Annotated in this window: 15 protein-coding genes and 1 rRNA gene; 7 read left to right on the top strand and 9 right to left on the bottom strand. The window is 71.1% G+C overall.

From position 1 onward, the window contains the following. Window positions 1-50 precede the first annotated feature (50 nt). The gene (gene secA, locus ACWD3E_RS00080; protein WP_451385271.1) at window positions 51-2,867 is read right to left on the bottom strand and encodes a preprotein translocase subunit SecA; all 2,817 of its coding nucleotides are present in this window, start codon (window positions 2,865-2,867) and stop codon (window positions 51-53) included. 252 nt (window positions 2,868-3,119) lie between these two features. Here secA and ACWD3E_RS00075 point away from each other — a divergent pair, with 252 nt between their 5' ends. Both ACWD3E_RS00075 and ACWD3E_RS00070 read left to right on the top strand, forming a co-directional pair. Further along, complete coding sequence (locus ACWD3E_RS00075) at window positions 3,120-3,689, top strand: GNAT family N-acetyltransferase (protein WP_451385270.1); 570 nt, start codon at window positions 3,120-3,122, stop codon at window positions 3,687-3,689. Between the two features lie 97 nt (window positions 3,690-3,786). Next, window positions 3,787-4,989 (top strand): winged helix-turn-helix domain-containing protein, encoded by a 1,203-nt coding sequence (locus tag ACWD3E_RS00070; protein WP_451385269.1) that lies wholly within the window; start codon window positions 3,787-3,789, stop codon window positions 4,987-4,989. Here the strand turns inward: ACWD3E_RS00070 and ACWD3E_RS00065 are convergent. From ACWD3E_RS00065 to mtnA, 7 genes are all read right to left on the bottom strand, one after another. Next, entirely contained in the window at window positions 4,986-5,732 is a 747-nt protein-coding gene (locus ACWD3E_RS00065; protein WP_451385268.1) for a response regulator, read from the bottom strand. The genes ACWD3E_RS00070 and ACWD3E_RS00065 overlap by 4 nt on opposite strands. Window positions 5,733-5,935: 203 nt before the next feature. Further along, window positions 5,936-6,628: a ribosome hibernation-promoting factor, HPF/YfiA family gene (gene hpf, locus ACWD3E_RS00060; RefSeq protein WP_451350412.1), complete on the bottom strand. Its 693-nt coding sequence runs from the start codon at window positions 6,626-6,628 to the stop codon at window positions 5,936-5,938. A gap of 308 nt (window positions 6,629-6,936) precedes the next feature. After that, the gene (locus ACWD3E_RS00055; RefSeq protein WP_451385267.1) at window positions 6,937-7,791 is read right to left on the bottom strand and encodes a ComF family protein; all 855 of its coding nucleotides are present in this window, start codon (window positions 7,789-7,791) and stop codon (window positions 6,937-6,939) included. Window positions 7,792-7,891: 100 nt separating this feature from the next. Next, on the bottom strand, window positions 7,892-9,727 hold the full coding sequence (locus ACWD3E_RS00050; protein ID WP_451385266.1) for an LpqB family beta-propeller domain-containing protein: 1,836 nt from the start codon (window positions 9,725-9,727) through the stop codon (window positions 7,892-7,894). Then, window positions 9,717-11,825 carry an MtrAB system histidine kinase MtrB gene (gene mtrB / locus ACWD3E_RS00045; protein WP_451385265.1) on the bottom strand — a complete coding sequence of 703 codons (2,109 nt, stop codon included), beginning with the start codon at window positions 11,823-11,825 and terminating at the stop codon, window positions 9,717-9,719. Before mtrB ends, ACWD3E_RS00050 begins: the two co-directional genes overlap by 11 nt. A gap of 1 nt (window position 11,826) precedes the next feature. Continuing rightward, window positions 11,827-12,516: a two-component system response regulator MtrA gene (gene mtrA, locus ACWD3E_RS00040; RefSeq protein WP_187279108.1), complete on the bottom strand. Its 690-nt coding sequence runs from the start codon at window positions 12,514-12,516 to the stop codon at window positions 11,827-11,829. 15 nt (window positions 12,517-12,531) lie between these two features. Next, on the bottom strand, window positions 12,532-13,665 hold the full coding sequence (gene mtnA / locus ACWD3E_RS00035) for an S-methyl-5-thioribose-1-phosphate isomerase (protein WP_451385264.1): 1,134 nt from the start codon (window positions 13,663-13,665) through the stop codon (window positions 12,532-12,534). Window positions 13,666-13,805: 140 nt separating this feature from the next. Here mtnA and ACWD3E_RS00030 point away from each other — a divergent pair, with 140 nt between their 5' ends. Genes ACWD3E_RS00030 through ACWD3E_RS00010 form a run of 5 tightly spaced genes read left to right on the top strand, consistent with a single transcriptional unit; the run spans window position 13,806 to window position 19,419 of the window. Continuing rightward, window positions 13,806-15,143, top strand: a complete 1,338-nt coding sequence (locus ACWD3E_RS00030) for a hypothetical protein (RefSeq protein ID WP_451385263.1) — start codon at window positions 13,806-13,808, stop codon at window positions 15,141-15,143. A 4-nt stretch (window positions 15,144-15,147) separates the two neighbouring features. Further along, window positions 15,148-15,930, top strand: a complete 783-nt coding sequence (locus tag ACWD3E_RS00025) for a DUF4129 domain-containing protein (protein ID WP_451385262.1) — start codon at window positions 15,148-15,150, stop codon at window positions 15,928-15,930. Continuing rightward, entirely contained in the window at window positions 15,927-17,120 is a 1,194-nt protein-coding gene (locus ACWD3E_RS00020; RefSeq protein ID WP_451385261.1) for a DUF4350 domain-containing protein, read from the top strand. Before ACWD3E_RS00025 ends, ACWD3E_RS00020 begins: the two co-directional genes overlap by 4 nt. Next, entirely contained in the window at window positions 17,120-18,109 is a 990-nt protein-coding gene (locus tag ACWD3E_RS00015; protein WP_451386460.1) for an AAA family ATPase, read from the top strand. Before ACWD3E_RS00020 ends, ACWD3E_RS00015 begins: the two co-directional genes overlap by 1 nt. Next, complete coding sequence (locus tag ACWD3E_RS00010; protein ID WP_451385260.1) at window positions 18,109-19,419, top strand: DUF58 domain-containing protein; 1,311 nt, start codon at window positions 18,109-18,111, stop codon at window positions 19,417-19,419. Before ACWD3E_RS00015 ends, ACWD3E_RS00010 begins: the two co-directional genes overlap by 1 nt. A 99-nt stretch (window positions 19,420-19,518) precedes the next feature. Here ACWD3E_RS00010 and rrf read toward each other — a convergent pair. Further along, window positions 19,519-19,611: ribosomal RNA gene (rrf, locus tag ACWD3E_RS00005) — 5S ribosomal RNA — on the bottom strand; the annotation flags it as partial.

The raw sequence follows: 19,611 nt of genomic DNA, 5'->3' as shown, positions 1-19,611 counted from the left end.
CGGCCCTTCTCAACGGTCAGCCTCGACGCTCAACGCGCCGCGGGCAGCCGTCACTTCTTGCGGCGCCGCCCGCCCTTCGCCTGGCGGCGGCGCTCGGCGCGGGTGAGGCCGTCGGCCTCGGAGCGCACCGGCTCGTCGTCGTCATCGAGGTCGCGCTCCACGAGGCCGCCCTCACCGTCCACGGTGGCCGCGGAGAAGTGCATGCCCCGCCGCTGCGGCGCCTCGAGGCCCTTGGCGCGGATCTCGGGGCGGGAGCCCGCCTGCGCCGGAACCGCGTCCGCGACGCTCTCCGCCACCGGCTCGGCCGCCACCTCGACCGGGACCTCCTCGACCTGCTGCTCGACCTGGACCTCCAGGTTGAACAGGTAGCCGACGGATTCCTCCTTGATGCCGTCCATCATCGCGGTGAACATGTCGAAGCCCTCGCGCTGGTACTCGACCAGTGGGTCCTTCTGCGCCATCGCGCGCAGGCCGATGCCCTCCTGGAGGTAGTCCATCTCGTAGAGGTGCTCGCGCCACTTGCGGTCGAGGACCGACAGCACGACCCGGCGCTCCAGCTCACGCATGATCTCGGAGCCGAGCTGCGCCTCACGGGCCTCGTACTGCTCGCGGATGTCGTCCTTGATGGACTCGGAGAGGAACTCGGCGGTCAGACCGGCCCGGTCACCGGCCGCCTCCTCCAGCTCGTCGATGGTGATCCGTACCGGGTAGAGCTGCTTGAAGGCGCCCCACAGCCGGTCCAGGTCCCAGTCCTCGGGGAAGCCCTCGGCGGTCTCCGCGGCGACGTACGCGTCGATCGTGTCGTCCATGAAGTGCTGCACCTGCTCGTGCAGGTCCTCGCCCTCCAGGACGCGGCGGCGCTCGCCGTAGATGACCTCACGCTGCCGGTTGAGCACCTCGTCGTACTTCAGGACGTTCTTACGGGTCTCGAAGTTCTGCTGCTCGACCTGCGACTGCGCGGACGCGATCGCGCGCGTGACCATCTTGTTCTCGATCGGCACGTCGTCCGGCACGTTGGCCATGGCCATCACGCGCTCGACCATCTGGGCCTTGAAGAGGCGCATCAGGTCGTCTCCGAGGGAGAGGTAGAAGCGGGACTCGCCGGGGTCGCCCTGACGGCCGGAACGACCGCGCAGCTGGTTGTCGATACGACGCGACTCGTGCCGCTCGGTGCCCAGCACGTACAGGCCGCCGAGCGACTCGACCTCGTCCTTCTCGGCCTTGACCGCCTGCTCGGCCTTCTCCAGGGCGGCGGGCAGGGCGTGCGCCCACTCCTCGATGTGCTCCTCGGGGTCGAGGCCGCGCTGACGCAGCTCCGCCTCGGCGAGGTCCTCGGGGTTGCCGCCGAGCTTGATGTCCGTACCACGGCCGGCCATGTTGGTGGCCACGGTCACGGCGCCCCTGCGGCCGGCCTGGGCGACGATCGACGCCTCACGCTCGTGGTGCTTGGCGTTGAGCACCTCGTGCTGGATGCCGCGCTTGGACAGCTGCTGGGAGAGGTACTCCGACTTCTCGACGGACGTGGTGCCGACGAGGATCGGCTGGCCCTTCTCGTGCTTCTCGGCGATGTCGTCGACGACCGCCTCGAACTTGGCGACCTCGGTGCGGTAGATGAGGTCCGACTGATCCTTGCGGATCATCGGCTTGTTGGTCGGGATCGGGACCACGCCGAGCTTGTAGATCTGGTGGAACTCGGCGGCCTCGGTCATCGCCGTACCGGTCATGCCGGAGAGCTTGCCGTAGAGGCGGAAGAAGTTCTGCAGGGTGATCGTGGCGAGCGTCTGGTTCTCGTCCTTGATGTCCACCCCTTCCTTCGCCTCGATCGCCTGGTGCATGCCCTCGTTGTAGCGGCGGCCGGCGAGAATACGGCCGGTGTGCTCGTCGACGATCATGACCTCGCCGTCGATGACGACGTAGTCCTTGTCCTTCTTGAAGAGTTCCTTGGCCTTGATGGCGTTGTTCAGGTAACCCACGAGCGGGGTGTTCACCGACTCGTAGAGGTTGTCGATGCCCAGCCAGTCCTCGACCTTGGAGACACCGGCCTCGTGGATGGCGACCGTGCGCTTCTTCTCGTCGACGTCGTAGTCGCCGGTCTCCTCCAGGCCCTTGAGCGGGTTGCCCGCCTCGCCCTTCTTCAGGCGCGTGACCAGCTTGGCGAAGTCGCCGTACCACTTGGTGGCCTGGTCGGCCGGGCCGGAGATGATCAGCGGCGTACGGGCCTCGTCGACGAGGATGGAGTCGACCTCGTCGACGATGGCGAAGTTGTGGCCGCGCTGGACGAGCTCGTCCTTGGACCACGCCATGTTGTCGCGGAGGTAGTCGAAACCGAACTCGTTGTTCGTGCCGTAGGTGATGTCGCACTCGTACTGCTCGCGGCGCTGGGCCGGAGTCATGTTGGCGAGGATGCAGCCGACGGTCAGGCCGAGGAACCTGTGGACGCGGCCCATCATCTCGGAGTCGCGCTCGGCCAGGTAGTCGTTGACCGTGATGAGGTGGACGCCGTCTCCGGAGAGGGCGTTCAGATACGCGGGGAGCGTGCCGACGAGGGTCTTGCCCTCACCGGTCTTCATCTCGGCCACGTAGCCGAGGTGGAGCGCGGCGCCGCCCATCAGCTGCACGTCGTAGTGACGCTGGCCGAGGACGCGCTTGGCGGCCTCGCGGACGGTGGCGAAGGCCTCGGGGAGCAGGTCGTCCAGGCTCTCACCGTCGGCGTAGCGCTGCTTGTACTCATCGGTGAGGGCCCGCAGCTCGGCGTCGGAGAGGTCGACGAAGTCCTCTTCGATGGAGTTGACCTGGTCCGCGATGCGGTGCAGCTTGCGCAGGATTTTGCCTTCGCCTGCACGCATGATCTTCGAGAGGACGGACACGGGGGCTGGTCTCCTTGCCGGTCGGGCCTGGGACGGTCGGTTTTTCATTGACGTACTGAGCAACGGCCATCGTATGCGAGGACCCCGCCGCGCCGGGAGGCCTGGCGTCGCGACGGCCGCTTCACCCAGGACAACGGACGGGCCAGGTGGATAGTGCCGCATCGGCGCGAGGAATTGCGCGAAATGTGATCACGTGCTCACGCAGGGCCAAAAGCGGTGGCGCCGGGCAGGCCGCCCGAGCAGAATCGGCCGATGGAACCCGTCACGCTCACCACCGGCCGCCTGCTGCTGCGTACCGTCGGCCCCGACGACACCGAGGCGGTGTACACGGCCGTCCAGGACCCGGACATCCAGCGCTGGACCACGATCCCCTCGCCCTATCTGCCGGAGCACGCGCGCGGCTTCACCGAGGAGACGGTCCCCGGCGGATGGGCGGACGGTTCGATGTTCACGTTCGGCGTGTTCCTGCCGCGCGGCGATCTCGCGGGCATGCTGGCCATCACGATGCGCTCCCTGAGCGTGGGCGAGGTCGGTTTCTGGGCGGCGAAGGAGCACCGCGGCCACGGCTATGTCACCGAGGCGGTGCATGTCGCGGCCCACTGGGCCTTCACACGGATGTCCGTCGACCGCCTGGAGTGGCGCGCCGAGGTCGGCAACCAGCCCTCCCGCGCGGTCGCCGAACGCGCGGGCTTCACGATGGAGGGCACGCTGCGCTCCGGGGTCAACAACAAGGGTGTACGACGGGACTGCTGGGTGGGTTCCCTGCTCCCCTCGGACCTGGGCCTGCCGTCGTCGGCGCCCTACCTGCCCGCGTGCGGGTAGGCCGCGCGGGCTCGCACGGATCGGCCGGCAGATCGGCTGCTCGGGCAAATTCGCAGGTCGCGCCGGACTGTCAGTGCCGGCCTCTATCGTCCGAGCCATGACGAGCCTGCCGCGCCCCAGCCTCACCCTCTCCGCCGACGAAGCCCGCCGAATCGCCCTGCGGGCCCAGGGTTTCCTCGGCGCACCCGACCGGCGCTCGGGTGTCCGCGGGGTCCTGCGCCACCTCGGCGCGGTCCAGCTCGACACGATCTCGGTCCTCGCCCGTTCCCACGAGCTGATCCCCTACGCCCGGCTCGGCGCGGTCGGCCGCAGGACCGTCGAGGCCGCGTACTGGGGGGCGCCGTCCACGGGCGCGCCTTCGGTGGAACGCCACGCCTTCGAGTACTGGTCGCACGCGGCCTCGATCCTCCCGATCGAGGAGTGGCCGCACTTCGCCTTCCGCCGCCGCGCCTACCGCAACCGCCCGCACTGGAACCACCCGCTCCCCGACGGCGCCTACGAGCAGGTCGTCAAGCAGCTGCACGCCGAAGGCCCGCTGACGGCCACGGAGTTGGGCGGCGCGAAGAAGACCGCCGACTGGTGGGACTGGTCCGGCACCAAGGTCGCCGTGGAGCGCGCGCTGATGTACGGCGAGGTGGTGTGCGTGGAGCGACGCGGCTGGAAGCGGGTGTACGACCTCGCCGAGCGCGCGATCCCGGACGCGCTGCTGCACGACGAGCTGGACGACACCGAGTGCCTGCGCCGTCTGGTCCGGCTGGCCGGCGAGTCCCTGGGCGTCGGCACGCGCGCGGACATCGCCGACTACCACCGCCTCAAGGGCGAGCAGGTCGACGCGGTGCTCGCGGACTCCGGGCTGGTACCGGTCGAGGTCGAGGGCTGGGGCAGGCCGGCCTGGGCCGACCCTGCGGCGTTGGCCGCTCCCCCGCGCGGCAGGCACCGCACCACGCTGCTGTCCCCGTTCGACTCGCTGATCTGGGAGCGGGCGCGCACGGAGCGGATCTTCGGCTTCACCCACCGCCTGGAGGCGTACGTCCCCAAGCAGAAGCGGGTGTACGGCTACTTCGCGATGCCGGTGCTGGCGGGCGGCCGTCTGGTGGGCCGGGTCGATCCGGCGCGGGAGGGCCGCACCCTGGTGGCCAAGCAGGTCACCCTGGAGGACGCGAAGGCGGTCCCGGCGGTAGCCCAGGCCCTGATCGAGGCCGCGACCTGGGTGAACTGCGCGGACGTCCGCGTCGAGCGCGTGGACGCCCCCGAACTCCGCGAGCCCCTGGCCGCCGAGCTGGCCCGCGTCCTCGGCTAGCGGATCTCCAGGATCTTCTCCCGCATCGCGTAGACCACGGCTTCCATCCTGGAGTGCAGCTGCAGCTTCTCCAGGATGTTGCGGACGTGGTTCTTCACGGTGTTCTCGGAGATGAACAGTTCCTTGGCGATGTCCCGGTTGTTCATGCCCGTGGCGACGAGCTTGAGGACCTCCAGCTCACGGTCGGTCAGCCGGGGCGCGGGCACCAGCCGGCGTTCGTCGGTGCGCTGGATCATCGACTTGAACTCGGTGAGGAGTTTCGACGCCATGGACGGGCTGATCTGCGACTGCCCGTCGGCCACGGCACGAATGGCGGTGGCCACCTCGTCCGTGGAGATCTCCTTGAGGAGGTATCCCGTCGCCCCCGCCTTGATCGCGTCGTAGAGGTCGGCCTCCTCGTCGCTGATCGTCAGCATGATGATCTTCGCGCTGGGGGCGACCTCCTTGATGGAGGTGCAGGCCTCGATCCCGCCCCGCTTGGGCATGCGCACGTCCATCAGCACGATGTCGGGCAGCAGGTCGGCGGCCTTGTCGACGGCCTCGGCGCCGTCGCCCGCCTCGCCCACGACCTGGATGTCCTCCTCGGCGGCGAGCACGATCTCCAGGCCACGGCGGAAGAGGGCGTGGTCGTCCACGACCAGGACCCTGATCGGCTCCTCGCGTGGAGAGCCCGCGCCCGGGTCCGTGCCGATGCCCTCGTCGCCGGTGCCCACGTCCCGCATCGGTCCGAAGGTGTCCGCCATCGTTCCTCCCCCTGAAGGCTGTGGCGTGTGGTCCAGTGCCATCGCCAACCCAAGGCAGCGGCCCACCGGTTGGGCCGGTGCGGCCATGATTCCATGCCTGGACGACACCGCGGTGACGAGCGGGGCGCAAACTGGTCGCACGCCGGTGCCCCTGGGGGCGCACACGCGCTCCAGGGGCACCGGCTCAGCTTCGGCCGGGTGGGTCAGCCGCCCAGCGTGCCTCCCATCCCGGGAGACGGCGCATTGGTGACCATCGGGTCAGTGCTGAGGTGGATGACGCCGTAGTCGTAGGCATGCCGTCGGTAGACGACACTCGGTTCCTTCGTCTCCGCATCGACGAACAGGTAGAAGTCGTGGCCGACCAGTTCCATCTCGTAGAGGGCCTGGTCAAGGCTCATCGGGGCAGCGACGTGGGTCTTCTCGCGGACGATCAGCGGACCTTCGCCCGTGACCTCCAGAGAGCCGATCCTCCTGGTCGGCACGCCGCCCGTCTCCTCGTCGTGGACGGGCATACCGTTGCCGTTGAGTGTCGCCACACCCGGAACGACGTCGGGCACCTCGGCCGCCGAGATCCGTCGCGAGCCTCGGCGCACGACACGCTTGTCGTGCTGCTTGCGCAGCCGGGCATCCAGCTTCTCCGCCGCCAGGTCGAGCGCCGCGTACGGATCGCTGGCCGCTGCCTCCGCCCGGATCACCGGACCGCGGGAGCGGAGCGTGATCTCCACTCGGTCGCAACGGTCCGCCTGTCGGGGGTTGGGCTCCTTGGACACCTCGACGTCGAGGCTGATCACCTTGCCATCGAGCTTCTGGATCTTCTCCAGGTTCAGCTTCTCGGCCACGTGCTTGCGGAACCGCTCGGGCACCTCGGTCTTGCGGCCTTTGACGACGATGTCCACGCAGAACTCCGTTCCCGGATCGCTCCGCTCCAACGGCGGAGCAACTCCCTTGTGCACCAGATTCCGGTCGGCTCCGGAACCTCGGACTCGGTGACTTCCACCTCCTCCTCCCCCGTAGGCGAGATCCCCACCCCACTGCTGCGGGTGATTGCGGAAAACCCACAGCACGGCATTCGGATATGAGAGGTGTGGCCTGCGCCTTTCCTCACAACCGAACATATCTCGCCCGGACGGATGTCGTCACCCTCTACCGCGGCGTACCTCCGTTCAGGCGAATTGACCCTCTCACTACCTGCAACGACGCAGGTTCAGAGCCAGTTCCTGTTTATTTCAAAAGAATCCCGGGGTGCGGCGACCACGACCGCATGGAGGCCAGGCCCTACGGCGTTCCTCGACGCCTTTTCCGGTGCACCGTGCACCCACTTCCGCCTCTCCGGCCGCGCTCCGGTCCCTCGTTTCTCCCTACCTTCCCGACTTCCGCCGGAGTACACAGCCATCACTCCTCCAGCATGGGCGAAGACGGCCTCGCGCACCGCCCGTGACGCCTCCGCGAGGGTGGCTCCGGTCGTGATCAGGTCGTCGACGAGCACGACGTGACCCTCGGCGAGCAAACGGGCACCGCCCGCCGTCACCTCAAGCGCGCCCGAGACGTTCTCCAGCCGCCGCCGGGCGTCCAGCCCCGCCTGGTCCGCCATGGCCCGCCGCTGCCGCAGCACCGCGGCCACCCGGGCCGGCGTCCCGGTGCGCCGCAGCTCACCGGAGGCCGCGAGTGCCGTCCGCCGCACCGGATCGTGCCCTCGCGCCCGCACCGCCCAGCGCGCGGAGGGCACGGGGACGAGCAGTACCGCGCCGGCCCCCGGCGCACCGCCTGCTCCGAGCCCCGCCCGTACGGCCCGCGCCAGAGCCGCGCCCAGGACTTGCGCGAGCGGCAGCGCGCCCCGCTCCTTGTGGGCGAGGAGCAGCTCGCGCACCTCCTGCTCGTAGGGTGCAGCCGCGTGCACCACCGGCAGCCCGGGCGGCTCCGGCACCGGCCGCACCCGGCATGGCACGCACTCGCCCAGCACGCCCCGGCAGCGCGCGCAGAGCACCGTACGAGGTGCCCCGCAGCCCGCGCAGTCCGTCGGCAGCACCAGGTCGGTGAGGTCCTGCCACCACCCCCGCATGGCCACCACTGTGCCAAGGCCGCCGACGAGCGGCCACCCCTGTGGAAAACCCCCTGTGGAAAACCGGCGGCAAGGCCGTCTCCGGGAAACGCGGTCCGGATCAGCCCGGGTAGACCGGCGCCTCCCCGTCCTTGTCGACCTTCTGCCACTGCGCCCCGGACGGCAGCCGTACGATCCCGTCCTCCGAGTAGGCCACCAGTGGCAGCCGCTCGTACTCGGACGCGGCGACCGCCTTGACGCCCGTGAGCGCGCCCGGCGCCGGACCGTCCGGCGTGGAGCCGTCGACCTGGACGTACCGCAGCTGCTGCAGGCCGCCCTGCTCGCGGCCGAAGACGACCAGCCTGCTGTCCCCGGCCCACGACATGGCGCGGACCTGTTCCAGGTCGGGTGCGGCCGAACGCAGTTCGCGCACGACGGGACCCTCCCCGGTCTTGTCCTCGCGCTCGACCCGACCGATCAGCAGGGACTGCTTGCCGTCCTTCTCCACGACCAGTGCGATCCGCACCCCGTCGGCGGCCACCCGTGCGTCCATGAGGTGGCCCGGCAGCTGCGGGAGGGCGACCTCCTCCGGTTTGGCGACGCCCTGCTCCAGGACGTACAGGTGCTGCCCGTGCGGGTCGCGGTCGGCCACCCAAAGGTCGCCGCGGGCGTCCCAGCTCGGCGTGGCCAGCCGCTCGGCCGGTGTCGGGCCCTTGCTGGTCAGCACCGCGTCCCCGAGCGAACCGCCCGACATCAGCGACGTCACGTACAGGTTGCTGCCGTACCCGCCGACGGCGGCGGCGCTCTGCTCGTCCCGCGACACCGCCACCGACTGCAGTGCCTTGTCGCCCTCGCCCAGTGCGCCGGGCACCGGAAAGCCGCTGGTGCCGGTCGTGTCGGTGGACAGCCGCACCAGCCGGTGCTTGCCGTCGAGGTAGTACAGGTACTCGGGGCGCTTGGCCGACCCGTGCCAGGCCTCGGTCTCGGCGTGCTCCTCGGTCAGCTCGCACAGCTGATCCCCGCCGGTCCCCTGCAGCTCGACGGACTCCAGCGTCGGCGTCAGGTTCCGCAGCGTGAACAGCACCTGGGTAGCCATCTCGGTGCACTTGGTCGCCGCCACGCGGGAGGCCTTGAGGTTCAGCGGCACCGTGAGCTTGTTCTGGTCGTCCGGTGCCAGCCCCGACACGCCCGCCTGCAGGGCCGTACCGGTCGGGAAGCTGGACCTGACCACGGGCCTGAGCCATTTGGTGGGCCCCTTCAGGAGTGAGCGCACCATCTGGGTCATCGGGTCCACCTTGCTGCGCACGAACACCGGGTCGGCGACCGCCACCGGCTGTCCGGTCGCTCCGACGGCCGTGTTGGAGGCGAAGTAGTACTTGTCGACCGAGGTGTAGTTGCGCTGGAAGTCCGACTTGCCCATGACGACGCCGTTGGACAGCTCGTCGATGCGCCACTGCCCACTCTTGGAGTCCTTCGACAGGTGCACCTGCTTGCTGTACGGCCCGTCGGCCGGCTTGTACGCCTGCTGGGCGTTGACCGTGGCCACCGTGCTTCCCGCCAGCACGTAGGTCAGGCCGCCGTTGCCGCCCTCCCGGCCGCCCGCGTTGGAGTCCTGCGTCGTGCTCGGCGCGTTCGCGAGCACGACGGTCGACCGCTCCGGGTGCCAGGCGCGCGCGGCTTCGGCGCTCAGGTACTTGCGGGCCGTGTCGTAGTTCGGGTCGTCGCTGGTCAGCGCCTCCAGGAAGCCCTGCACGATCTGGCCGGGCTGGGCGTTCTCGGCGGGCGGCATGGCGAACACGCGTACGCCGGTGTCCTGGCGCGGCGTGGCCTCGACCGACCGCAGGTCCCCGCTGTCGGGCATCGAGGCGCACCCGGCCAGCACGACGGCCCCACAGGCCGTATACGCCACCGCACGCCCAGGCCGGCGCCGCGCGCCCCCCTCGCGCTCAACGCGCACGAAATGCCTCCCCTGGCTCGTTCGAGTCCTCCAGCCCGGCCGCGTGCGCGTCGGGCGCCGGCCGGCTCATGTCCGCGTCCGGTGCCGGACGGGCCGCGTTCGCCTCCTGCGCATGGCCGCCCGCGGCGGGCCGGGGCACCACGCGCGCGCCGTTGCCGTTGCCGGGCAGCGCGGTCGGGTCGGCGGCGGGCGTGACGGCGGCCCGGCGCTGCATGCCCGGGGCGCCCGGCGGCAGCGGCGGCATCTGACCGCCGCCCGGCTGCACCGGGACCGTCGCCCGCTTCTCGCCGCCCGCGCGGGGCAGGCCGGCGTCGTCCAGTCCGCGGTTGCGGCGCGAGTCCTTTGGTTCCAGCGGTATCGGCGAGCCCCGCAACGGCTCGTCGGCGGTCCTCGGCAGCGTCAGCCGGAACTGCGACCCGCCGCCGGGCTCGCCCCAGGCCTGCAGCCAGCCGCCGTGCAGCCGGGCGTCCTCCAGGGCGATCGACAGCCCGAGGCCCGTACCGCCGGTGGTACGCGCGCGTGCCGGGTCCGCCCGCCAGAAGCGGCTGAAGACCCGGGTCGCCTCGCCCGGCTTGAGTCCGACGCCGTAGTCGCGCACCGCGATGGCGACGGCGCCGCCCGCCGAGGCGAGTTTGACGACGACGTCCTTGCCCTCACCGTGCTCGACGGCGTTGACGACGAGGTTGCGCAGCACGCGCTCCACACGCCGGGCGTCCGCCTCGGCGACGACGGGCTGCTGGTCACCGATCACGCGTATGTGCGTGCCCTTGCGCTCCGCGAGCGGCTCGGCCCCGGTGACCACCCGCCGCACGACCACCCGCAGGTCTATCGGCTCGGCCTCCAGGGCCGCCGCGCCCGCGTCGAAGCGGCTGATCTCCAGCAGGTCCGCGAGCAGTGACTCGAAGCGGTCCAGCTGGTCGGCGAGCAGCTCGGCCGACCGCGCGGTCACCGGGTCGAAGTCCTCGCGGGCCTCGTGGATGACATCGGCGGCCATCCGGACCGTCGTGAGCGGGGTGCGCAGCTCGTGCGAGACGTCGGAGACGAACCGCCGCTGCATCCGCGACAGGTCCTCCAGCTGCTGGATCTTCACCTGGAGGTTCTGCGCCATCTTGTTGAAGGCCTCGCCCAGGCGCGCGATGTCGTCCTCGCCGGTGACCTTCATCCGCTCCTGCAGCCGCCCGGCCGACAGCCGCTCCGCGATCCCGGCCGCCATCCGCACCGGCGTGACGACCTGCCGCACCACGAGCCAGGCGATGGCCCCGAGGAGTACGACGACGAAGAGCCCGGCGGTCGCGAGCGTGCCCTTGACCAGGCTCAGCGACTTCTCCTCCTGCGTGAGCGGGAAGAGGTAGTACAGCTCGTAGGGTTGGTTGTTGGGGTCGTTGACCTGCTTGCCGATGACCAGCGCCGGCTGGGACTCCTTGCCGTTGCTGTAGACGATCCGCGTGTAGCTCTGGGCGGCCGTCGTGCTGCTGTTGACGCGGTCGCGCAGATCCCCGGGCACGCTGGCGGACGGGTCGACGTACCCGGAGCCGCGCGGACTGCGTCCGCCGCCGCTGTCGTCGCCCACGGGCAGCGTCACCACGTCGAAGGCGCCCGCGCCACCGCTGGAGAGCGATTCCACGAGGTCGCTCATCCACTGGATGACGTTCTGCGACTGCCGCGTGTCCGTCGGGGAGGTGCCGTCGGGTGTGGCGGTGCCGGAGCTGCCGGCCGCCTCGTCGGCCTTCTGCTTGGCCACGGCGAAGCCGCCGGTGGCCTGGCTCTGCGAGGCCCGCACCTTCGCGTCCAGCAGGCCGTTGCGCACCTGCCCGATGACGACGAAGCCCAGCAGCAGGACGACGCCGAGCGACATCACGAGGGTCGTGGCGACGACCCTCAGCTGGATGTTGCGCCGCCACAGCCGCATGACCGGCAGCAGCGGGCGCCTTACCAAGCGCAGGAACAGCCGCAGGACCGGGCTGCCCTGCACCCCGCCCTGCAGCAGCCCGCCCTCGAGGAGCCGCCCCCAGCGCGAACCGGCCGGCCTCTGGCCGACAGGCCGCCCCGGACGGTCCCCGGACCGGCCGGGAGCCGAAGCGGCGCTGTCCCCGGACATGTCAGCTCGGTCCGGCCTTGTAACCGACACCACGGACGGTCACCACGATCTCCGGCCGCTCCGGGTCCTTCTCGACCTTGGAGCGCAGCCGCTGGACGTGCACGTTGACCAGCCGCGTGTCCGCCGCGTGCCGGTAACCCCACACCTGCTCCAGCAGCACCTCACGCGTGAACACCTGCCACGGCTTGCGCGCGAGGGCGACGAGCAGGTCGAACTCCAACGGGGTGAGCGCGATCGACTGCCCGTCCCGCTTCACGGAGTGCCCGGCCACGTCGATGACCAGGTCACCGATGGTGAGCTGCTCCGGCGCCGGCTCCTCGGACCTGCGCAGCCGCGCACGGATCCGGGCCACCAGCTCCTTCGGCTTGAACGGCTTGACGATGTAGTCGTCCGCGCCCGACTCCAGGCCCACCACCACATCGACGGTGTCGCTCTTGGCCGTGAGCATGACGATCGGCACCCCGGACTCCGCCCGGATCAGCCGGCACACCTCGATGCCGTCACGGCCGGGCAGCATCAGGTCGAGCAGCACCAGATCGGGCTTGCTCTCACGGAAAGCGGCCAGCGCCTTGTCGCCGTCGGCTACGAAAGACGGCTCAAAACCTTCACCACGCAGCACAATGCCGAGCATCTCGGCCAGTGCGGTGTCGTCGTCGACGACAAGGACTCGTCCCTTCATAAACGACATCATCCCATTAGCTAATCGTTATACCTGGCGTGACCTGGCACACAGCTCGGCAAGAGCCTCGGCCGTCACGGGTGAGGCGGCTCCCTCCTCGGTGACGATGGCCGTCACCAGCTCGGGCGGCGTCACGTCGAACGCCGGGTTGTACGCCTGGGTCCCCAGGGGTGCCACCGGAATCCCGCCTCCTGCTCCCGCCACAGGCACCTGGGGTGCTGTGATCTCGGTCACCTCAAAGCCGGGGCGCTGTTCGACCTCGATGGACGCCCCGTCGGGCGTGTCGGGATCGACCGTCGTCACGGGCGCCACCACGATGAACGGCACATGGTGGTACCGCGCGAGCACCGCGAGCGGATAGCTCCCCACCTTGTTCGCCACCGAACCGTCGGCCGCGATGCGGTCCGCCCCGACCAGCACCGCGTCCACCTCCCCCGCCGCGAACAGCGAACCCGCCGCGTTGTCGGTGAGCAAGGTATACGCCATGCCGTTGCGGGCCGCCTCGTACGCCGTCAGGCGAGCACCTTGCAGCAACGGACGCGTTTCGTCCACCCACAGGCGCCGCAGACGCCCGGCCCGGTGCGCCTTCAAGGCCACCGCGAATGCCGTTCCCTCTCCGCCCGAGACCAGCGAACCGCTGTTGCAGTGGGTGAGGATCCGGTGCCCACCGCCGGGCAGCAACTCGTCCAGCAGCGCCAGCCCGTGGGCCGCCATCCGGGCGCTGGCCTCGGCGTCCTCCCGGTGCAGGGTCCGCGCCGCGGTCAGCGCCGCCGCTGCCGCCGCGGTCGGATCGCCGCTTTGGGCGAGCGCGGTGCGGTGCGCGGCCTCGGCCCGGCGTACCCCGACGGACAGGTTCACCGCGGTCGGCCGGGCGCCTTCGAGCGCGGCGGCGGCCTCAGCCACGTCGAAGCCCCGCGCGGCGGCGAGCGCGACCCCGTACGCCCCCGCGATCCCCAGCAGCGGCGCCCCGCGCACGGCCAGCGAGCGGATCGCCTCCACCAGCGCCGGCGCATCCGTGCACACCAGCTCGACCTCCTCGGCCGGAAGCCGCGTCTGGTCCAGGAGGACGAGTACGGGACCCTCGGGCGGTTCCTCCCATCGGATAACCGGTATCGCGGTCGACTGCCTGTCCCCACCGTTCTGCGCCTGCTGATCAGCCATGCGGTCAGTCTGCCCCGTGTCCGCCGGACAATTGAAGGTGCCCAGCCCCAACCGCGGCCGGTCAACTGGGGACCACCCCATGGCACGATGGCTGCCAACCTGCCGCCGCGTCCGCGGACGGGCACCGTGAAGGAGCTTCGATGAACGACACTCCGGGCTGGGCCTCGCCCGGATCCGCCCCGTCGTCCGACGGGCGGGAACCCGGCGCGACCGGCCCCGCCGAGCCCGCCGACCGTCCTGGCCCCGCCGAGCCCGCCACGCAGCCGGGCACGGAGCCGCAGGGGCCAGGAGTGAAGTGGTCCAAGGAGCAACCGCCACCCGGCCAGTGGTCCGCGCCCACGGGCGCCCAGGGCCCGGGGCAGGCACCTCCGCCCCCACCGCCGGGCCCCGGCTTGGGCGGGCCGCAGGGCGGCCCAGGCGGCGGCTACGGCACTCCTCCCGGCGGTGGCTACCCCGCGTGGGGCGGCGGCTGGGGCGGCCCGCCGCCCGCGGCCAAGCCCGGCGTGATCCCCCTGCGCCCGCTGGGCGTCGGCGAAATCCTCGACGGAGCCGTCTCCACCATGCGCACCTACTGGCGCACGGTCCTCGGCATCTCGCTCACCGTTGCAGTCGTCACGCAGATCGCCATGACCCTCCTGCAGGGCTTCGTCGTGAACGACACCGTCACCGACGCCTCGCTCAACGACCGGAACGCCACCCCCCGCGAAGTCTTCCGCGCCCTGGGCGAGACCCTGCTCGGCACCGGCATCGTCGCGCTGATCTCCGTGGTCGGCACCATCGTCGCCACCGCCCTGCTCACGACCGTCACCAGCCGTGCCGTCCTCGGCAAACCGGTGAGCACCGGGGAGGCCTGGCGCGACGCCCGCCCGCAGGTTCCGAAGCTGTTCGGCCTGCTCTTCCTGCTCGGTCTGATCGCGGGCGGCGTGCTGCTGGGCGGTGCGCTGCCCGGCATCATCGTCCTCGCCGCCGACGGCAGCAGGGACACCGCCGCCGCCCTGCTCGTCCTGGGCCTGCTCGCAGCCGCCGTCGTCGTGGTGTGGCTGATGGTCCGCTTCTCGCTGTCCTCGCCCGCGCTGATGCTGGAGCGGCAGGGCATCGTGAAGTCGATGAGCCGCTCGGCAAAGCTCGTCAGCGGCTCCTGGTGGCGTGTCCTCGGCATCCAGCTGCTCGCCGGGATCATCGCCAACATCCTCACCTCGCTGGTCGCGCTCCCCTTCATCTTCATCGGGGCCGCCGTGAGCAGCGAGGGCATGACCGGCCTGTTCGGCACCGGCACCGAGCACGTCGGCTGGACCTTCCTCATCTTCAGCGGAATCGGCTCGGTCATCGGCTCGACGATCACGTTCCCGATCAACGCGGGCGTCACCGTGCTCCTCTACATCGACCAACGCATCCGCCGCGAGGCCCTCGACCTCGAACTGGCCCGCGCCGCCGGTGTCCAGGACTCCACAGCCCCCGGCCCCGTCCCGGGGAGCTGATGCGGTGAGCTTGACGGGGGAAGTTCTCGCGGCGGTCCCGGCCCTGCCGGGCGCCGCCGCCACGGGCCTGGGACGCCTGCTGCGCACGGCAGACACCGGCATCCTGGCGCTCGGTGGCTCCGGCGACGAACCGCCCGTCACCACCCCGCGCGGTCCCGCGCGGGAGGCGGCCCGGCGCGAGCTGTCCAAGCGGATGTACCACGAGAACGACCCCAGCCTGCTCCAGCGCGCCCTGAACACCTTCTGGGACTGGCTCGGTAGGCTGCTCGACACGGCTGCCTCGGCGACACCCGGTGGAACCGTCGGCCTGGTCGTCGTGGTGCTGTTCGTCGTCGCCGTACTGGCGACCCTGTGGTGGCGCCTGGGCACCCCGCGCCGCCAATCCACCTCCGCCGCAGCCCTGTTCGACGACCGGCCCCGCAGCGCCGCCGAACACCGCGCGGCCAGCGAGGCGCACGCTGCCCAGGGCCACTGGAACCAGGCCGTCCAGGAACGCATGCGGGCCATCGTCCGCTCCCTGGAGGAACGGGCCCTGCTCGACATCCGCCCCGGCCGCACCGCCGACGAGGCCGCCGCCGAGGCCGGCCGCTCACTCCCCTCACACACGGACCGACTGCGTTCCGCGGCACGGGAGTTCGACGACGTCACATACGGCGGACGCAGAGCGAGCGAGCAGTCGTACCACCGCATCGCCGAACTCGACCGCGACCTGGAACGCAGCAGGCCCGTCCTCGCCGACAGCGCCACCAGCACGGCCCACAACCACCGCAAGGGGGCCGCCGAATGACGACCGAGGCGCCCCCGCCCACCACCTCGACCGCGCCCACCGCCCGACGCGTGTGGACCCGTTCGAGAGGCATCGCCCTCGCCGTCGTCCTGATCCTCGCGGCGGCCGTGGCCATCGCCACCGTCCGCTCCACCGCCCGACACGGCGAACTGGACCCCCGCTCGGCCGACCCCTACGGAAGCCGCGCCATCGCAGAACTCCTCGCCGGCCGGGGCGTGTCCACACGCGTGGTCACCACGCTCGGCGCGGCCCGCGCCGCCGCCGGCCCCGACACCACTCTTCTGGTCGCCGTTCCCGACCTGTTGACCCACCGTCAACAGACCTGGCTGCGCTCGGCAACGGCGGACTCCGGCGAGCGTACCCTCCTTGTCGCCCCCGGCAGCTGGTCCGTCGAACGCCTCGCGCCCGGGGTCACCACGGACTCCGCAACCGCCACCGACTCGACGCTCGACCCCGAGTGCACTCTCCCCGAGGCCCGGCGCGCGGGCAGTGCCGAAACCGGCGGCGCCCGCTACGCCACCAGCCGCCCCGACGCCGACCTCTGCTACCCCAGCCGACGCCTCGCCACCCTGCTGCGCCTCCCGGCGGCCTCCGGGGGCGACACCGTCGTCCTCGGCTCGCCGGACATCCTCTACAACCAGCGTCTCGACAAGCAGGGCAACGCCTCGCTCGCCCTTCAACTCCTCGGCTCCCGCCCCCATCTGGTCTGGTACCTCCCCTCGCTCTCCGACAGCTCCACCAGCGACACGAGTGAGCGCAAAAGCTTCCTCGACCTGCTCCCCTCGGGCTGGCTCTGGGGCACCCTGCAGCTCTTCATCGCCGCGGCCCTCGCCGCCTTCTGGCGGGCACGCCGGTTCGGCCCCCTCGTACCCGAAAAACTCCCCGTCGCGATCCGCGCCTCCGAAACCGCCGAAGGCCGCGCCCGCCTCTACCGCAAGGCCAACGCCCGCGACCGCGCGGCAGCCGCTCTCCGCTCCACCACCCGCACGCGCCTCGCCCCCCTCGTCGGCGTCCCCGTCTCCCAGGCGCACACGCCCGAGGCCCTGCTCCCCGCCCTGTCCGCCCACGTCCACGGCGACGGACAGACCCTGCATTCCCTCCTGTTCGGACCGCCACCCGGCGACGACGCGGCCCTCATCGCACTAACCGACCAACTCGACGCCCTCGAAAGAGAGGTACGCCGTTCATGATGGACCCGACCACTGACAACGCCGGGCCCTCAGGGAACGCGGGCGACGCCCGAGCGTCCCTCGAAGCCCTGCGCGCCGAGATCGCCAAAGCCGTGGTCGGCCAGGACCCCGCCGTGACCGGCCTCGTCGTCGCCCTCCTGTGCCGCGGGCACGTACTACTAGAAGGAGTCCCCGGAGTCGCCAAAACGTTGCTCGTCCGCACGCTCGCATCCGCGCTCGAACTCGACACCAAACGCGTCCAGTTCACTCCGGACCTGATGCCGAGCGACGTCACCGGCTCCCTTGTCTACGACACCCGCACCGCCGAGTTCTCCTTCCAGCCCGGCCCGGTCTTCACCAACCTCCTCCTCGCGGACGAGATCAACCGCACCCCGCCCAAGACCCAGTCCTCCCTCCTGGAGGCCATGGAGGAACGTCAGGTCACGGTCGACGGCACCCCCCGTCCGCTCCCCGAACCGTTCCTGGTCGCGGCGACCCAGAACCCGGTCGAGTACGAGGGCACCTATCCCCTCCCCGAGGCCCAACTGGACCGTTTCCTCCTCAAGCTGACGATCCCTCTGCCCTCCCGCCAGGACGAGATCGACGTCCTCACGCGCCATGCCCGGGGCTTCAACCCGCGCGATCTGCATGCCGCCGGCGTACGCCCCGTCGCCGGGCCCGCCGACCTGGAAGCGGCCCGCGCCGCGGTCGCCAAGACGACCGTCTCCCCCGAGATCACGGCCTACGTCGTCGACATCTGCCGCGCCACCCGCGAATCGCCCTCCCTGACCCTGGGCGTCTCCCCGCGCGGCGCCACCGCCCTCCTGGCCACTTCCCGCGCCTGGGCCTGGCTTACCGGCCGCGACTACGTCATCCCCGACGACGTGAAGGCACTCGCCCTGCCCACCCTGCGCCATCGGGTCCAGCTGCGCCCCGAAGCCGAGATGGAAGGCGTGACCGCGGACTCCGTCATCAACGCCATCCTCGCCCACGTACCGGTCCCCCGCTGATGGCGCTCACCGGACGCGCCGCCCTCCTCGCGGCCCTCGGCTCGATCCCCGTCGGCATCCTGGAGCCCGGCTGGACCGGAATCCTCGCGGTCAACGGCCCCCTGGCCCTCGCCTGTGCCTGCGACTTCGCGCTGGCAGCACCCGTACGACGCCTCGTCCTGTCCCGCTCCGGCGACACCTCTGCCCGTCTCGGCGAAACCGCCGACGTCACGCTCACGATCACCAACCCGACCGGCCGCCCCCTGCGCGCCCGCATCCGCGACGCCTGGCCGCCCAGCAGCTGGCAGCCCGGCAGCGAGGTCGACGCCTCTCGCCACCGCGTCACGGTGCCGCCGGGCGAACGCCGCCGCGTGACGACCCGGCTGCGTCCCACCCGCCGGGGCGACCGCCAGGCCGACCGCGTGACCATCCGCTCCTACGGCCCCCTCGGCCTCTTCACCCGCCAAGGCGCCCACAAAGTGCCCTGGTCAGTACGGGTTCTGCCCCCGTTCACCAGCCGCAAGCACCTGCCGTCGAAACTCGCCCGATTGCGTGAACTCGACGGCCGCACCAGTGTCCTCACTCGCGGCGAGGGCACGGAATTCGACAGCCTGCGCGAGTACGTCCCGGGCGACGACACCCGTTCGATCGACTGGCGAGCCACGGCCCGCCAGTCCGCGGTAGCGGTCCGCACCTGGCGCCCCGAACGCGACCGCCACATCCTGCTGGTCCTGGACACAGGCCGCACCTCGGCCGGCCGAGTGGGCGACGCCCCACGCCTGGACGCCTCCATGGACGCGGCCCTGCTTCTCGCGACCCTCGCATCCCGCGCCGGAGACCGTGTGGCCCTGCTTGCCTACGACCGCCGGGCCCGCGCCCTGGTCCAGGGCCGCTCCGCCGGCGACGTCCTGCCCTCCCTGGTCAATGCGATGGCCACGCTCGAACCGGAACTCGTCGAGACCGACGCCCGTGGCCTGACGGCCACCGCGCTTCGTACGGCCCCTCGACGCTCCCTGGTCGTGTTGCTCACGACGCTCGACGCGGCACCGGTGGAACAGGGCCTGCTTCCCGTGCTCCCCCAGCTCACCCAGCGCCACACGGTGCTCGTCGCCTCGGTGGCCGACCCACACATCGCCCAGATGGCAATGGCCCGGGGAACCACCGAGGCGGTGTACGAGGCTGCGGCTGCGGCTCAGGCACAAAACGAACGGCAGCGTACGGCGGAACAGCTTCGTCGTCATGGGGTGACGGTGGTGGACGCGGCACCGGAAAATCTGGCGCCTGCGTTGGCGGATGCGTATTTGGCCCTGAAAGCGGCGGGCCGGCTCTGATCCCCCGATCCAGTCGGCCCAGCCGCCCTTTCAGCAGAAACGGGCTCTAGAACGCAGAAAACCCCCGCATCCGGAGATGCGGGGGTTTTCCCAAAATTTGTTCGGCGGCGTCCTACTCTCCCACAGGGTCCCCCCTGCAGTACCATCGGCGCTGTGAGGCTTAGCTTCCGGGTTCGGAATGTAACCGGGCGT

It is taken from the genome of Streptomyces sp. NPDC002676 (assembly GCF_053592455.1).
The sequence above is the reverse complement of the archived record's forward strand: the minus strand, read 5'-3'. Positions and strand labels throughout refer to the sequence as shown.

What these genes read in the sequence shown, in the direction of transcription:
- mtrB (WP_451385265.1), bottom strand. Translation starts at nt 11,825, where the DNA reads ATGTCCGGGGACAGCGCCGCTTCGGCTCCCGGCCGGTCCGGGGACCGT.
- ACWD3E_RS00075 (WP_451385270.1), top strand. Translation starts at nt 3,120, where the DNA reads ATGGAACCCGTCACGCTCACCACCGGCCGCCTGCTGCTGCGTACCGTC.
- ACWD3E_RS00055 (WP_451385267.1), bottom strand. Translation starts at nt 7,791, where the DNA reads ATGCGGGGGTGGTGGCAGGACCTCACCGACCTGGTGCTGCCGACGGAC.
- ACWD3E_RS00015 (WP_451386460.1), top strand. Translation starts at nt 17,120, where the DNA reads ATGGACCCGACCACTGACAACGCCGGGCCCTCAGGGAACGCGGGCGAC.
- ACWD3E_RS00020 (WP_451385261.1), top strand. Translation starts at nt 15,927, where the DNA reads ATGACGACCGAGGCGCCCCCGCCCACCACCTCGACCGCGCCCACCGCC.
- ACWD3E_RS00010 (WP_451385260.1), top strand. Translation starts at nt 18,109, where the DNA reads ATGGCGCTCACCGGACGCGCCGCCCTCCTCGCGGCCCTCGGCTCGATC.
- mtrA (WP_187279108.1), bottom strand. Translation starts at nt 12,516, where the DNA reads ATGATGTCGTTTATGAAGGGACGAGTCCTTGTCGTCGACGACGACACC.
- ACWD3E_RS00065 (WP_451385268.1), bottom strand. Translation starts at nt 5,732, where the DNA reads ATGGCGGACACCTTCGGACCGATGCGGGACGTGGGCACCGGCGACGAG.
- mtnA (WP_451385264.1), bottom strand. Translation starts at nt 13,665, where the DNA reads ATGGCTGATCAGCAGGCGCAGAACGGTGGGGACAGGCAGTCGACCGCG.
- ACWD3E_RS00030 (WP_451385263.1), top strand. Translation starts at nt 13,806, where the DNA reads ATGAACGACACTCCGGGCTGGGCCTCGCCCGGATCCGCCCCGTCGTCC.
- ACWD3E_RS00070 (WP_451385269.1), top strand. Translation starts at nt 3,787, where the DNA reads ATGACGAGCCTGCCGCGCCCCAGCCTCACCCTCTCCGCCGACGAAGCC.